The following is a 14865-nucleotide window of genomic DNA, read 5'->3' as shown; positions in this document are numbered from 1 at the left end:
TGCGCAGGCCTCAGGACATCGACGGGCGGGGAGACGCGCTATGGAGACCACACACCGGAGCGAGCAGCAGAAGTCGGCCGAACAGCGGCGACGCGAACTGCTCGAGGCCGCCGACCGGGTGGTCCTCCGCGACGGGCCGCAGGCGTCCATGAACGCGATCGCCGCCGAGGCGGGCATCACCAAGCCCATTCTCTACCGGCACTTCGGCGACAAGGGCGGCCTCTACCGCGCGCTCGCCACCCGCCACACCGACGCGCTCCTCGCCGCGCTGCGCGCCGCCCTCGACGCGCCCGCCGAACGCAGACAGCGGGTCGTGGCCACCCTCGACACCTATCTCGCGGCCATCGAGGCGCGCCCGCAGGTGTACCGGTTCCTGATGCACCCCGCCGAGGAGTCCGGCCAGCCGACCGAGCAGCAGACCGAGCAGGGCTTCGACATCGGCCGGCACTCCGCGCCGCTGCTGCGCCGCATGGGCGAGGAGCTCGCCGACGTCATCGCCGAGCGCATCGACCTCGGCCCGGCCGGCCCCGCCCTGTCCCGCGTGTGGGGTCACGGCATCGTCGGCATGATGCACGCGGCGGGCGACTGGTGGCTCGGCGAACGCCCCTGCACCCGCGCCGAGTTGGTGGAGGGCCTGGCGGATCTCCTGTGGGGCCGGCTCGGCGAGGTGGACGACCGCGTGGGCGGCCCCGGCTTCTAGGTGTTTCGCCCCGGAGCGTTGTTGACGCGGGTCAATACACCTAGGGGCGTCCGGCCCGGGACCAGGGGGCGCGGCGGACGGCACGCAGCGCGCGGGAGCGGCGCCAGCCGGTGAGCCGGTCCGTGTACACCGTGCCCTCCAGGTGGTCGCACTCGTGCTGCAGGCAGCGCGCGAAGAACCCCGTCCCCTCGACCCGTACCGGGGCGCCGAACATGTCGACGCCCGTCACGACCGCCCGGTCGAAGCGCTCGGTACCGGATTCGAGGCCCGGCAGCGACAGACAGCCCTCCGGACCGCGCACGACGACGCCGTCCGCCTCCACGAGCTGCGGATTGACGACATGGCCGAGATGGCGGACGTCCTCGTCGTCCGGGCAGTCGTACACGAAGACGCGCAGGCCCACCCCGACCTGGTTCGCGGCGAGACCGACCCCGGGCGCCGCGTACATCGTCGCGAACATGTCCTCGACGAGCCGGGCGAGCGACGGGCCGAAGTCGGTGACGGGCTCGCAGGGCGTGTGCAGCACCGGGTCGCCGTACAGGCTCATCGCCCGTACGACGCCGGAACTGCCGGGGATCGGGCGGTTTCGCATGGCGCCCAGCGTACGTTCCGCCCGCCACCGGCCGTCCGACAGGTGGCGGGGTTCGGGCCGTCGGCCGGATCTCGATAGGCTGAGGCCGGACCCACGCTAGGAGGAACAAGGACGATGGCAGGCAACTCGGAGCCGCTGTCGCCGCGCGCCAAGCTGGCCGTGACGGCAGGCAAGGCCGCAGCGGCGGTGTCTCGCGCGGCGGGACGCGGCAGCGGATCGGTGATCGGCGGCCGGGTGGCGCTCAAGCTCGACCCCGACCTGCTGGGGAGGCTCGCGCAGCATCTGGACGTCGTCCTGGTGTCGGCGACCAACGGCAAGACCACCACCACGCGGCTGATCGCGGAGGCACTGCGGGCCAGCGGCCCCGTCGTCTCCAACGCCCTCGGCGCGAACATGCCCGCGGGCATCACCTCGGCCCTGGCCGGCGGCTCGGACGCCAAGTACGGCGTGATCGAGGTGGACGAGAAGTACCTCGCCGGTGTCGCGCGCGACGTGACGCCGAAGGCGATCGCGCTGCTCAACCTCTCCCGCGACCAGCTCGACCGCGCCGCCGAGACCCGCATGCTGGCCGAGAAGTGGCGCGAGGGCCTCTCCGGCACCAAGGCCGTGGTCATCGCCAACGCCGACGACCCGCTCATCGTGTGGGCCGCTTCGTCGTCCGCCAACGTGGTGTGGGTGGCGGCGGGCCAGGAGTGGAAGGACGACGCCTGGTCCTGCCCCGCCTGCGGCGGTGTGATGCAGCGCCCCGGCGACGACTGGTTCTGCGGCGAGTGCGGCTTCCGCCGCCCCACCCCGAGCTGGGCCCTCAGCGGCGACCACGTCCTCGACCCGCACGGCTCGGCCTGGCCGATCCACCTCCAGCTGCCCGGCCGCGCCAACAAGGCCAACGCGGCCACGTCGGCGGCGGTCGCCGCTGTCTTCGGCGTCCCGCCGCAGGTCGCGCTGGAGCGCATGTACCAGGTGCAGGCGGTCGCCGGCCGGTACGACGTCGTCACCTTCCAGCAGCGGGAGCTGCGGCTGCTGCTGGCGAAGAACCCGGCGGGCTGGCTGGAGACCTTCTCGCTGATCGACCCGCCGCCGACGCCGGTGATCCTCTCCGTCAACGCGCGCGGCGCGGACGGCACGGACACCTCGTGGCTCTGGGACGTCGACTACACCCGGCTGGCCGGTCACCCGATCTTCGTCATCGGTGACCGCAGGCTCGACCTGGCCGTACGGCTGGAGGTCGCCGGGCTCGACTTCCGTGTCTCCGAGTCCGTCGACGAGGCGGTCCAGCTGGCGCCGCCCGGACGGATCGAGCTGATCGCCAACTACACCGCCTTCCAGGACGTCCGCCGCCGCGTCGGCAACTGACCGGCCGACCGCCTGACCGACTGACCGCAGAGGAAACGAGCATGAGCGACAGCAGTCTGCGTCTGGTGTGGGTCTACCCGGACCTGCTCAGTACGTACGGAGACCAGGGCAATGCCCTCGTGGTGGAGCGCCGCGCCCGGCAGCGCGGCCTGGACGTCCAGCGGGTGGACGTGCGCAGCGACCAGCCGGTGCCCACCTCGGGCGACATCTACCTCATCGGCGGCGGTGAGGACCGGCCGCAGCGGCTCGCCGCCGAGCGGCTGCGCCGGGACGGCGGCCTGAACCGCGCCGCCGAGAACGGCGCGATCATCTTCTCGGTGTGCGCCGGGTACCAGATCCTCGGTCACGAGTTCATCAACGACCTCGGGGAGCGCGAGCCGGGCCTCGGCCTGATCGACGTGATCTCGACCCGGGGCGAGGGCGAGCGGTGCGTCGGCGACGTCCTGGCGGACATCGACCCGCGCCTCGGCCTGCCGCAGCTGACGGGCTTCGAGAACCACCAGGGCATCACGCACCTCGGACCGACCGCCCGTCCGTTCGCCAGGACCGTGTACGGCAACGGCAACGGCACAGGGGACGGCACCGAGGGCGCGTACAACGACACCGTCTTCGGTACGTACATGCACGGCCCGGTGATGGCGCGCAACCCGCAGATCGCGGACCTGCTGCTGAAGCTGGCGCTCGATGTGAACGCGCTGCCGCCGACCGACGACCGGTGGTACGAGGCGCTGCGCGAGGAGCGGATCGCCGCCGCGAGCCAGCCGGCCTGACGGCACCGCTCCTCTGACGGCCCGTCCGCAACGAACCGTTTCGCCACCGGTGACGCGGCCCGACAGGGCGTACGCCCCGGCCGGTCGGGGCCCTGCGCCAGGGCCGGCTCCGAGAGCCCGCGCCAGGGCCGGCCGGCCGCCGCGGGGGCGTCTGTCCGGCACGGCCGGCCGGCGCCGCGGAGCGCGTCCGTTCGGCACGGCTTGTCTGTTCCTCCGAAGTACGTCCAGCAGTCGGACGGCCGGTTCGGCCCCGTCACCTCTCGCCGGTAGGGTGGCGGGGATCCAACCGGACGACGTGGTCCGGGAGTCGGCCCACGTTGCAAAGGTATTTCGGGCTATGCGCATTGGTGTGCTCACCTCCGGCGGCGACTGCCCCGGTCTGAACGCTGTCATCCGTTCCGTCGTGCACCGCGCCGTCGTCGACCACGGTGACGAGGTCATCGGCTTCCACGACGGCTGGAAGGGCCTCCTGGAGTGCGACTACCGCAAGCTCGACCTCGACGCGGTCAGCGGCATCCTGGCCCGCGGCGGCACCATCCTTGGCTCCTCCCGGGTCCAGCCCGCCCATCTGCGTGACGGCGTCGAGCGTGCCAAGGGGTACGTCGCCGACCTCGGCCTCGACGCGATCATCCCGATCGGCGGCGAGGGCACGCTGAAGGCCGCGCACCTCCTGTCGGAGGCGGGCCTGCCGATAGTCGGTGTGCCGAAGACCATCGACAACGACATCGCGTCGACCGACGTCACCTTCGGGTTCGACACCGCCGTCGGCGTCGCCACCGAGGCGCTGGACCGGCTCAAGACCACCGCCGAGTCCCACCAGCGCGTGCTGATCGTCGAGGTCATGGGCCGCCACACGGGGTGGATCGCCCTGCACTCGGGCATGGCCGCGGGCGCCCACGCCATCGTCGTCCCGGAGCGCCCCTTCGACATCGAGGAGCTGACCGCCCGGGTCGGGGAGCGCTTCTCGGCGGGCAAGAAGTTCGCCATCGTCGTGGCCGCGGAGGGCGCCAAGCCCCGCGAGGGCACGATGGACTTCAACGAGGGCGGCAAGGACATCTACGGCCACGAGCGCTTCGCGGGCATCGCCCAGCAGCTCGCGGGCGAGCTGGAGCACCGGCTCGGCAAGGAGGCCCGCGCGGTCATCCTCGGCCATGTCCAGCGGGGCGGCACGCCGACCGCGTACGACCGCGTGCTCGCGACCCGGTTCGGCTGGCACGCGGTGGAGGCGGCGCACCGGGGCGAGTTCGGGATGCTGACCGCGCTGCGCGGCACGGACATCGTGATGGTGCCGCTGGCCGAGGCCGTCGAGACCCTGAAGACCGTCCCCGCCGAGCGGTACGCGGAGGCCGAGACGGTCCTGTGACCCGTCCGCCGTACCCCCTTCGTACGGTACGAACCGCCCCCGGCCGCGAGCGCGTCCGGGGGCGGTTCTACTCTGGAGCGGCAAGCGGACAACCCCGTACGAAACAGGAGCCGGCGGATGGATCACAGCGGGCACGGCACGACGATGGATCTGCCGCCGTTCACGCTGGAGCGGGGGCTCGCGTTCTCCCCGGACGGCTTCTTCCTCGTCGGCTGCCTCCTGGCCCTGGCCCTGTACGGGTGGGCGGTCGTCCGGCTGCGCGGGCGCGGCGACGCCTGGCCGATCGGCCGGACGGTCTTCTTCACGGCCGGTGTGCTGAGCGTGGCGCTGGTGATGTGCACCGGCCTCAACGACTACGGCATGGTCATGTTCAGCGTGCACATGGTGCAGCACATGGTGATCAGCATGCTGTCGCCGATCCTGCTGCTGCTCGGCGCGCCGGTGACGCTGGCGCTGCGCGCCCTGCCGGTCGCCTCCCGGCGCGGCGCCAAGGGCCCGCGCGAGCTGCTGCTGATGCTGCTGCACAGCCGCTACATGCGGATCATCACGCACCCCGTGTTCACGATCCCGATGTTCATCGCGAGCCTCTACGGCCTGTACTTCACCCCGCTGTTCGACTTCCTGATGGGGTCGAGGCCGGGGCACATCGCGATGATGGTCCACTTCCTGGTCGTGGGTCTGACGTTCTTCTGGCCGATCATGGGCGTGGACCCGGGGCCGCACCGGCCGGGCTATGTGATGCGGATGCTGGAGCTGTTCGCGGGCATGCCGTTCCACGCGTTCTTCGGGATCGCGCTGATGATGGCGTCGGAGCCGATGGTCGCGGCGTACCGGAACCCGCCCGCGTCGCTCGGTATCGACGCCCTCGCCGACCAGAACGCGGCGGGCGGCATCGCCTGGGCGTTCAGCGAGGTCCCGTCGGTGCTGGTGCTGATCGCGCTGCTGTACCAGTGGTACCGGTCCGAGCAGCGGGCCGCGAAGCGGGCGGACCGGGCCGCCGACCGGGACGGTGACAAGGAGCTGGAGGCGTACAACGCCTATCTCGCCTCGCTCCAGGCGCGCGGACGGTAGCGCTCTCCCCGTCCCAGGGGTCACGATGGCTTCGAGGCCACGGCCGGGTGCCTGGGGCCGGGGCCGGGAGGAGGGCGCGATGTCCGGTTCCACGAAGACCATGGGAATGCTCACCATCGGTGCACTGGTGCTCACCACCGCGTACACGGTGGCTCTGGGCAGCAACGGCTGGCTCTGGTTCGCCTGGATCGTGCTCGGCATGGTGACGCTCGGGATGGTCTCCACACGCGGCAGCTGACCGGGCTTCTCCGGCAGTCGACCGCGCGCCCGGCGGCGGGGCGGCCGGCGGTCCGTGCGCGTGCGCCCGCGTGGGCGGCGGTCCATGCGCCCGCGTGGGTGGCGGTGCATGCGCGTGCGCCCGCGTGGGCGGCTTGACCGGACGGCCGGGGTGCCAGGGCGGGTGGCGAGTCCGCGCGTCCCCGGGCCGTGCGGTGTCATCTGCGCATGGGGCCCCAGGAGCCGTGCTGGTCACCGACCTCACGCTCGGCCTCCTCGATCACCGACAGATCGATCCAGCTGACCGGTTCGATGTCGCTGACCAGGGGTTCGTTGTCCGGCCCGCGCGCCACCTCGCGGCCGCGCAGCGCCCATGGGCGGACGTCCCCGTTCCGGTCGCGCCGGAGGTGGCAGTAGTCGTAGAGGCGGCGCGCCACCCACAGCCGTACCGGCCGGTCCGCCCACCACGACTCGACGTCGAGCGGGTTCACGGACAGGCCGGGCAGGGTGCTGCCGGTCAGCTCGTCCACGCTGCGCGTGTCCCGGAGATCGTCGGCGGGCCCCGTGGACCAGCGGAGGTACAGCGACCTGTGCCGCACCACGAGCTCGGCCAGCTCGTCGAGGGTGCGTACGGTGGGCAGCTCGGGCATGTCGGCTCACACTCCTCCCGGCACGGGGCCCGCTGGTACGGAGACCCGCCACGTACCCCGCTCCGCGCCGCCCACTCCTGCCGCCGCTCCTGCCGCCCGCGCCGCGTCCCGCCTTCCGGGGCGGCCCGCTGCGCCGTACGGGTGAGGGGGGTGGCTCGGGTCCCGCACCGTCGACCGCGCCGGGCATGCATCGTCCGGGCGGGCCGGTGTCCCGCCGGTGAGGAATGGTGAGGATCATGAGAAGCGCCAAGGAGACCGTGCTCGCCGCCGGCGCCGAGATGTTCGGCAACAGGGACGCGTCCGCCGTCGACGCCTGGGTGTCGCCCACGTACGTCCAGCACAGTGCCATGGCGGCGGACGGCCCCGAGGGGCTGCGCCAGGTGATCGCGCGCCTCGGCGACGGCTTCCGCTACGAACCGCACCGGGCGCTCGGCGACGGCGACCTAGTCGCCCTGCACGGCACGTACTACGGCTTCGGGCCGGATCCGATGGTCGCCTTCGACGTGTTCCGGGTCGCCGACGGCAGGCTGGCCGAGCACTGGGACGCGCTCCAGCCCCGGTCCGGCAGCACGGTCAGCGGCCGCACGGAGACGGACGGGCCGACCGAGGTCACCGATCTCGACCGGACGGAGGAGAACCGGGTGCTGGTGACCACGTTCGTGGAGGAGGTCCTGCGGGGCGGCAGGACCGACGCGCTCTCCGAGTACATCAGCACCGCGCGGTACGACCAGCACAACCCGCTGATCGGCGACGGCGTCGAGGGGCTCGCGGCCGGGCTCGCCGCCTTCGCCGAGCAGGGCGTCGACATGGTGTACGAGACCCTGCACCTGGTCGTCGCCGAGGGCAACTTCGTCCTGACCGTCTGCGAGGGCCGCATCGGTGCCACACCGACGGCGTTCTACGACCTGTTCCGTGTCGAGGAGGGACGCATCGTCGAGCACTGGGACGTCACGCCCGCGATCCCCGACGCGAACCTCGTCCCGCACGACAACGGCCCGTTCTGACGGCGGAGAGATCTTCTCGGCGGGCGGCAACCTTCCGTGCCACCGGTGGCGACCACCAGGCGCAAGTGACACCCCCCATTCGAGGAATCGGTACATGACTCCAGAGACTCAACCGCGCGTGCGGCACCGTCGCCGTGTGACCCGTCGGCGCGCGCTCGTCGGCGGTGTGGCGGCACTCGGGCTGACGGGCGCCGCCGTCGTCGCCAACGGCATGCTGACCACGGCGGGCGCCGCCGCCGCGTGGCCCAAGCCCAGCGTCAGCAAGCCGGTGCCGCAGACCATCGAGGTCTCCGGCACCTACGACGGCAAGCTGCAGCGCTTCTACGGCAGCGGGAACCTCGGTGGCGGCGGGCAGAACGAGAACCAGGCGCCGCTGTTCAAGCTCAAGGACGGCGCGGTGCTCAAGAACGTCGTCCTCGGCTCCCCGGCCGCCGACGGCGTCCACTGCATGGGCAGTTGCACACTCCAGAACGTGTGGTGGGAGGACGTCGGCGAGGACGCCGCCACCTTCAAGGGCACGTCGTCGTCCGCCGTCTACACGGTCTACGGCGGTGGCGCGAAGAAGGCGTCCGACAAGGTGTTCCAGTTCAACGGCGCCGGCAAACTGGTGATCACCAAGTTCCAGGTGTCCGACTTCGGCAAGCTGGTGCGCAGCTGCGGCAACTGCTCCACGCAGTACCAGCGGTCGATCATCGTCAACGATGTCGACGTGACGGCGCCCGGCGGCTCACTGGTCGGCGTCAACGCCAACTACGGCGACACCGCCGCCCTGCGGAACGTCCGGATCCACGGCGACAGCGGCAAGAAGATCAAGCCGTGCGTCCGGTTCGAGGGCAACAACAAGGGCGCCGAGCCCAAGACGCTGGGCAGCGGCCCGGACGGGAAGCACTGCCGCTACACCGAGTCCGACGTCACGTACAAGTGACGGCCGATAGCCGGCCGGGGTCGGGGACGGCCCAGCGCTGACCTGGCCGGGACGGCCCCGGACTGACCGGATCGATGACGGCCGGTGGTACGGGCACGCGACGACGTGCCCGCGGCCACCGGCCGTTCTCGCTGTGCGGGCCCGCTGTACTGGGCGTATGCGCCGGGCGCCGCCACGGCCCGCCGTACGCCCGCGCACTTCCATTGATCATATGACTAACGGTCTTGCTGCTTTGGGGGCACCGCGGTCCGGACACACAGTTGACGGATCGTCCTACGCGCCCCGAGGAGGCCGCATGCTGGAGGTCGACCGTCTGCTGGCCGACTGCCTGCACGACGCGCGGACCGAACCGCTGGGCACCGTCCCGCTGGTGCCCGAGGGTCCCGCGTACCGTGCGGCGCGCCGCACGTTCCTGGCGGCGGGGCTGCGGGCCCTGCGCGACGACCTGCCGGAGACCGGGTGGACGCAGCTCAACCTCACGGCCGCGCCCGGCGGCCTGCCCGCGCTGTACCGGCGGCTGCGGGACACCGGCCGGGAACTGACCGGCTCGGGGGCCGCACGGGACTTCTTCTTCATGCACAAGCCGCCGGGCCTGCGCGTGCGCTTCCTGGCCCGACCGGAGCCCGGCGGGACCGCCGCCCTGCGGGAGACGCTCGTACGCCGCTTCCGCCCGGCCGGCGACGAGTGGGCGCCGCCGGTCGCGGGTGTGTACGAGCCGGAGACGTATCTGTTCGGCGGGGCGAGATCCATGCCGTGGGCGCACCGGCTGTTCACGGCCGACTCGTTCGCGTGGCTCGACCACCACGGCTGCCCGCCGGAGGGCACGGACGGTGGGCCGCGTCCCGCCGGCTGGCGGGTGTCCCTCACGCTCCTGCGCGCGGTGTTCGACGGGCTGGGCATCGTGGGCTGGGAGGACCGGGGCGTATGGCAGGTGGTACGGGAGGAGACCGGGCGCCGGCTCGCCGACGGCATGCGGAGCCCGGACCGTGAGCGCGCCGCCGCCGGGGTCAGGGCGTACTGGCGGCAGTCGTCCGACGAGCGGCTCGCAGGGTTCCCGCCGGCGTGGCGGGACCTCCTGAGCACTCATCAGGAGGCGTTACACGAGGCGGCTTCGGCCTGGCGCACCGGCTACTTCGACAGCGGTGACGCGGCGATCGGGCCCCGTCGTGCGGCGGCCCATTTCGTGGTCTTCCACTGGAACCGGGGGCGGTTCTCCGCGGGGCGGCAGAGCCTGCTGACCGAGGCGCTCGCGGACGGCGGACGAGGGGACGGCGGACAAGAGAACGGCGGACAAGAGAACGGCGGACAAGAGAGCGGCGGACGAGGAGACGGCGGACGAGGGGACGGACCGGCATGAACGAGTCGCCGGACGCGCCGGCCGCCGAGACGACCACACCCGTCACACCGGCGGCGTCGGTCACGCGGGGCGTGGCCGTCCTGCCGGACGCGGCCATCGGCGCCACCGCGCTGCTGCGGATCGCGGGGATGCCGTGTGCCGACTGGACCGCCGCCGCCGGTACCCCGCTGTTCGAACGGGTCGCCCGGCACGCCGACGACACCCGTGAACGAGGCGCCCGCGCACGGGCGCTGGCGGAGCGGCTCGGTCGCGAGGTGGTCCCGTGTCCCGGGCTCGCCGACGCCGACCGGGGCACCGTCCTGGCCCTCCGGCGGCGCCTGCACGCGGGGGCGGCGCCCGAGGCCGTGGACTGCCGGTCCCTGGACGACTCCCCCGCCGTGCCCCGGGACGTCGCCGAGGAGGCCCGGGCGCTGCTGCGCGCCGCCGGTGCGGCCGCCGCCGAGGAGCGCGAACTGGAACGGGCGGTCACGGCCGAGCTGGAGCGGGTGGCCGCGCGGGGATGGGAGGTCGCCCGTTCCCGTCCGGTGATGCGGGCGTTCCTCGCCGCCGCGGCACCCGGGCTGGCCGAGGACGTCGAACGGCGTCTGGCCGATGGCCAGTCCTGGAGCGGCAAGCAGCTGCGGAAGCGATCCGCGTACCTGTGGCGCGCGCTGGGCCGGGCGGCCGCGAAGACGACGCCCCGGGGCTGGGCCGGCCAGCTCGCCGCGATTCCGGTGAGCGAGGGGTACGCGGTACCGGAGGAGAGCGGCGGCGCGGGCGGGGCCGGGGTGGGCGCGGGCGGGCTCGGCCGCGCGGGTTCGCTGCTCGTACCCTCGCCGCCGGGTGCGCCGTACGCCGTGCTCGGCGCGCTCGCCGCGGGGGCGACGGAGAACGTGCACCTCGTCCGGGTGCGGACGGCACCGGAGGATCTGCGCACCGCCGATCCGGCGACCCTGCTGGTGCCCGCGCCCCTGCACTTCGCGGAGCCGCCGGCCGCCGACGGCAGGGGGCGGCTGCGCTGCTGGGTGGTGGAGCCACGGGAACCGGGGCGGCTGCGCCATGTCGTCCTGCGGCGCAGCCACGCCCTCGACCGGGTGCTCGGCATGTTCGCCGACGGCCCGTGCGCGCTGGGCGAGCTGGAGCGGACGCTGCTCGGCGCGAGGCCGGACGGGGCGCCGCCCGACCCGGACATCCTGCGCGGTTTCCTTCAGCACCTGGTCTCGCTGGGCGTGCTCCAGGTGTGCGCGGCGCCCCGGCTGCGGTACAGCACGTGGACCCCGGCGGGCGAAGCGGGGCGCGGCGCGTTGCCGTGGCCGGTCGCGGCGGGGGACGGCGACCCGGCCGGGTGGTTCCTCGACTCGTACCGCGACGCGCACGCCACGGTGTCGGCGGAGGCGGCCGAGCGGGTGCTGCGGGGGCTGCGCGTGGCCGCCCGTGTCGCCGCGCTGCGCGACGCGGACGGACCCGGGCCGGGGCCGCTGCCCGAGCTCGCGGCCATCACGGAGGAGCCCCGCCCCGTCAGCGACATCCTCGCCGCCCGGCTCACCGCGACGGACGGCGCGCCTCCTCCGGCGGTGGTCCGGCGCGGATACGCGGGCTGGCATCCGGCGGACACGGCGGCCGGCACGCGGGGCGCGGAGGACGCGGAGGACGCGGGCACCTCGGGGTACGCGCGGCTCCTCGCCCACCTCGGCGGCCGACCGGGCGAGGTGTCCGTGGACGTGGACGACGCGTTGCTGGACGCCCTGGGCGCGCCGTCCGCCGTCGAGGCGCTGCCGCACTGGCCCATGGACTGTCTGCTGCGCCCCCTGCCGGACCCGGCGGCGGGGCCGGTGGCCGTGCTGGAGACCGCTTCGGCGGCGGGCGTGCTGGACGCGCGGTTCGCCGGCGGATTACGCGCGCTGTACGGGAGTCACGGCAACGCCGACGCCTACCGCGCCTTCCTCGCGGCTCTGGAACGGCGGACCGGCGTGCTGTTCGTGGAGCTGCTGCTGCCGCCGCTCGCCGAACGGGCCGCCAACGCCGTCCGTCGCCCGGTCGTGACGGGCTGGTGGACCGGGGACCCGGACCCCACGCCGTACTACGGTCCGGTGGGCGCGGCGGCGCGGTACCTGCCGCTGGACCGGATCACCGTGCGCCGCAGCGGCCGCCGTTATGTCGCCGAGGCCGACGGCCGACGGGTGATCCCGGTCCATCACGCGACCCGCAGCCCCGCGCCGCCCTACGATCTGCTGGCCCGGGTGCTGCTGTGCGCCGGCCACCCGGCCGCCTCCCGGGTCGTCCGGCTCGACGGGCTGGACGCGGCGCTGCCGGACCGTACGAGGCTGCCCCGGGTCACGGTGGGCGGCGACCTGGTCGTCAGCCCGGCCACCTGGCGGCTGGACCGCTCGGCCCTGTGGCGCACGGCCGACAGCGCACTCGGCAAGGTGCGGACGCTCGCACTGCTACGGCGCTCGGCCGGGCTGCCCCGGCACGGGTTCGTACGGACGGCGGCCGGTGCCAAGCCCGTACCCGTGGACTTCGACTCCGTGACGGCGATCCCGCTCATCGAGCGGCTGTGCGCCCAACAGGCGGGCGGCGAGCTGCTGGTGGAGGAGATGCTCCCCGCGCCGGGCGCGCTGGTGCTGCGCGATCCCCTGCACGGGGGTGCCGCCGTCGCCGCCCAGGCACTGCTGCGGCTGCCGTGCCGCACCGACCCGGAGGCCCTCGCCGAATCCGCCGCCGACGCCCTGCTGCGCGGCAGCGCCCACCACGTCCCCGGACCGCGCGCAGCCGGCGCGCGGCCTGCCGGGGCGGCCCTCGCTCACTCGCACACGGAAAGGAAACGATCATGCCCGCAAGCCTGGAACTGACCGACCTCGACGCCCTGATCGACGACCTCGACGAGCGCATCAGCGACACGGAACTGCCGACGGCGACGGCCCACACCGCGCACTGCAGCGGTCTGTGCACCGTCATCGTCTGCGACAGCGTCATCGGCGTCTGCTGACGACATCCACCGCCTCACCAGGAGCCGTCCGGCCGGATCACCCGACCGGTCCGGGCGGCTCCGTCCCCGTCGAACCCCGCTGGAGGCCCGTTTGGACATGATCCTCGGCTGTGCGATCCGGTACCTGGACGCCTGGTCGGCCGCGCCGCGCCCCGGCGACGTCCGGGCCCGGGGCCGCGAGGGCGTCCCGCGTACCGGGCACCCCTCGGACCCGGGCGTCCCGGTGCTGGCCCACCTGGTCGCGGGCACCGGAAGACCGGCCGCCGCCGCCGCGGCCGCCCGGGCGGTCGCCGTATGGGCCAAGAGCGCGGGGCGGGGCCCGGCGCACCCCGGTCTCTACGACGGCGGCCTCGCGGGCACCCTCGTCGGACTGCGTCTGGGCGCCCGGCTGCACCCGGCCCTGCACCGCGCCGCCGACCGCGTCGCGCACCATCTGACCGAGGGGGCCGCCACCCGCGAACACCGGCCGAAGGGCGTGACCTTCCCGGACTACGACCTTATCGTCGGCCCGGCCGGCACCCTGCTCGCCCTTCACGCGGGAGCCCGCCCCGACGCCACCCGGGTGGCACCCCTGACGGACCGTCTGACGGCCCTCTGCGACAGCGACGACCTGTGGCGGCTGCGCACCGACGGCTACACGGACCATCCGCAGCTGGCGTGGCTCCAGGGGCGGATCAACACCGGGATGGGCCACGGGGTGGCGGGCGTCGTCACCGCGCTCACCGCCGCCGTACGCCACCCTGACGGGGTGTCACCGGGGACGGCCCTGGCCCTGCGGCGGGCGACCCGCTGGCTGGTACGGCAGTCCTACGACGACGCCCGTGCCCTGCGCACCTGGGCGGGCGCCGGACTCGACGGCCCGCCCCCGCCCGGGGCGAGCGCCCGCCAGGCCTGGTGCTACGGCACGCCGGGCATCGCCTGGGCGCTGTGGGACGCGGCCGACGCACTCGGCGACCGGGAGGCCGCCGACTGGGCGGAGGCGACGTTCACCACGCTCGTCGCCCAGTACGACGAGGGCTTCCATCTGTTCGGCGACCGCCCGGGGGACCTGCTGGGCCTCTGTCATGGCGCGGCCGGTGTCCTCGCGGTCGCCGACGCGTTCGCCCGGCACGCCCGGCTCCCGGCGGCGGCCGCCCTGCGTGGCCGGCTCACCCGCCACATCGCCGACCGCCTGCCGGCCGGGCACGCGGTGGCCGACCACCACCCGGGCCTCCTGACCGGTCTGCCGGGCACCCTCTGCGCCCTGTTGACCGCCGTCCACGACGCCTCCCGCGCCTGGCTCCCGTGCCTGGGGCTGCGGTGAACACGCGGCACGCGCACGCGGCGGGCGCGAGGGGGTCAGCCCCAGAGCCGCCGTGCTTCGTCCCTGGCGGCGGCGAGGAACTGCTCCGGCGGCCGGTACCGGTGATCCAGGATGTAGTGCAGGATCAGATCGGGAGCGATGTACAACTCGCCGTCGTCCGACGTCACCCTGATCTCGGCACCACCCAGGACGAATCGTGAATCGAATCGGGACGACTCGCCCCACTGGTCTTTCCGGTCGGCGCAGAAAGTGCAGTGATGAACGCCGCGTGACTTCTTCTGCTTGAGGGACGCGAGATCCGACAGGATTTCCCAGTCGTCGACGGAGACGTCTCCGACAGGGAAGTCGAATCCCCGCTCCAACCACCCGATCGTCAGCCCTTCCGGCTTCGAGTAGTAGTCGTAGTCATAGAGGGAGAAGTCGGCGTAATACGTCACTGTTGACTCATTCCGAAAAAAGCGATGTGGCCGGGGGGGGCCCGCCCGGGGGGGGGGGGGCCCCCCCCCAAAAAAACCCCGGTTGGGACGCCGATAAAAAAAAAAAAAAATTGTAGATAAACAAAGCCCCAAAGGCAGTTTATGTTTGGCCAAACA

General features: G+C 73.4%; 15 protein-coding genes. 12 read left to right on the top strand and 3 right to left on the bottom strand.

Annotated elements, in window-relative coordinates:
• Window positions 1-40 precede the first annotated feature (40 nt).
• Window positions 41-700, top strand: coding sequence for a TetR family transcriptional regulator (locus ACGF5U_RS31790; protein ID WP_392718862.1), 660 nt, complete (start codon window positions 41-43; stop codon window positions 698-700).
• A gap of 40 nt (window positions 701-740) precedes the next feature.
• Here ACGF5U_RS31790 and def read toward each other — a convergent pair whose 3' ends face one another.
• Window positions 741-1292, bottom strand: a complete 552-nt coding sequence (def, locus tag ACGF5U_RS31785; protein WP_392718864.1) for a peptide deformylase — start codon at window positions 1290-1292, stop codon at window positions 741-743.
• Between the two features lie 114 nt (window positions 1293-1406).
• Here def and ACGF5U_RS31780 point away from each other — a divergent pair, with 114 nt between their 5' ends.
• The 5 genes from ACGF5U_RS31780 to ACGF5U_RS31760 all read left to right on the top strand — a co-directional run bounded on the left by ACGF5U_RS31780 (window position 1407) and on the right by ACGF5U_RS31760 (window position 6087).
• Complete coding sequence (locus tag ACGF5U_RS31780; protein WP_392718866.1) at window positions 1407-2645, top strand: MurT ligase domain-containing protein; 1239 nt, start codon at window positions 1407-1409, stop codon at window positions 2643-2645.
• Between the two features lie 41 nt (window positions 2646-2686).
• A complete protein-coding gene (locus tag ACGF5U_RS31775) occupies window positions 2687-3415 on the top strand; it encodes a type 1 glutamine amidotransferase (protein ID WP_392718868.1) in 729 nt (242 codons plus the stop codon).
• Between the two features lie 337 nt (window positions 3416-3752).
• The gene (locus tag ACGF5U_RS31770; RefSeq protein WP_392718870.1) at window positions 3753-4778 is read left to right on the top strand and encodes a 6-phosphofructokinase; all 1026 of its coding nucleotides are present in this window, start codon (window positions 3753-3755) and stop codon (window positions 4776-4778) included.
• A 117-nt stretch (window positions 4779-4895) separates the two neighbouring features.
• Entirely contained in the window at window positions 4896-5849 is a 954-nt protein-coding gene (locus ACGF5U_RS31765) for a cytochrome c oxidase assembly protein (protein ID WP_392718872.1), read from the top strand.
• Between the two features lie 79 nt (window positions 5850-5928).
• Window positions 5929-6087 carry a hypothetical protein gene (locus ACGF5U_RS31760; RefSeq protein ID WP_392718874.1) on the top strand — a complete coding sequence of 53 codons (159 nt, stop codon included), beginning with the start codon at window positions 5929-5931 and terminating at the stop codon, window positions 6085-6087.
• Between the two features lie 196 nt (window positions 6088-6283).
• Here the strand turns inward: ACGF5U_RS31760 and ACGF5U_RS31755 are convergent, their stop codons facing one another.
• Entirely contained in the window at window positions 6284-6715 is a 432-nt protein-coding gene (locus ACGF5U_RS31755) for a DUF6098 family protein (RefSeq protein ID WP_392718876.1), read from the bottom strand.
• Between the two features lie 236 nt (window positions 6716-6951).
• On the opposite strand from ACGF5U_RS31755, the gene ACGF5U_RS31750 reads away from it, so the two are divergent.
• The 6 genes from ACGF5U_RS31750 (at window position 6952) to ACGF5U_RS31725 (ending at window position 14272) form a co-directional block, all read left to right on the top strand.
• Complete coding sequence (locus ACGF5U_RS31750; RefSeq protein ID WP_392718878.1) at window positions 6952-7719, top strand: nuclear transport factor 2 family protein; 768 nt, start codon at window positions 6952-6954, stop codon at window positions 7717-7719.
• 94 nt (window positions 7720-7813) lie between these two features.
• The gene (locus ACGF5U_RS31745; protein WP_392718880.1) at window positions 7814-8644 is read left to right on the top strand and encodes a pectate lyase; all 831 of its coding nucleotides are present in this window, start codon (window positions 7814-7816) and stop codon (window positions 8642-8644) included.
• Window positions 8645-8939: 295 nt separating this feature from the next.
• Entirely contained in the window at window positions 8940-10001 is a 1062-nt protein-coding gene (locus ACGF5U_RS31740; RefSeq protein WP_392718882.1) for a thiopeptide-type bacteriocin biosynthesis protein, read from the top strand.
• Window positions 9998-12832, top strand: coding sequence for a lantibiotic dehydratase (locus ACGF5U_RS31735; protein WP_392718884.1), 2835 nt, complete (start codon window positions 9998-10000; stop codon window positions 12830-12832). Before ACGF5U_RS31740 ends, ACGF5U_RS31735 begins: the two co-directional genes overlap by 4 nt.
• Window positions 12811-12969: a hypothetical protein gene (locus tag ACGF5U_RS31730; RefSeq protein ID WP_392718886.1), complete on the top strand. Its 159-nt coding sequence runs from the start codon at window positions 12811-12813 to the stop codon at window positions 12967-12969. The genes ACGF5U_RS31735 and ACGF5U_RS31730 overlap by 22 nt, the downstream gene beginning before the upstream one ends.
• 97 nt (window positions 12970-13066) lie before the next feature.
• Window positions 13067-14272 (top strand): lanthionine synthetase LanC family protein, encoded by a 1206-nt coding sequence (locus ACGF5U_RS31725; RefSeq protein ID WP_392718892.1) that lies wholly within the window; start codon window positions 13067-13069, stop codon window positions 14270-14272.
• Window positions 14273-14307: 35 nt separating this feature from the next.
• Here the strand turns inward: ACGF5U_RS31725 and ACGF5U_RS31720 are convergent, their stop codons facing one another.
• A complete protein-coding gene (locus ACGF5U_RS31720; protein WP_392718888.1) occupies window positions 14308-14709 on the bottom strand; it encodes a hypothetical protein in 402 nt (133 codons plus the stop codon).
• Window positions 14710-14865 lie beyond the last annotated feature (156 nt).

This window comes from Streptomyces sp. NPDC047886 (assembly GCF_043204435.1).
Classification (GTDB): Bacteria; Actinomycetota; Actinomycetes; order Streptomycetales; family Streptomycetaceae; genus Streptomyces.
Note: the sequence above shows the minus strand (reverse complement) of the source record. Positions and strands in the feature narration are given on the sequence as shown.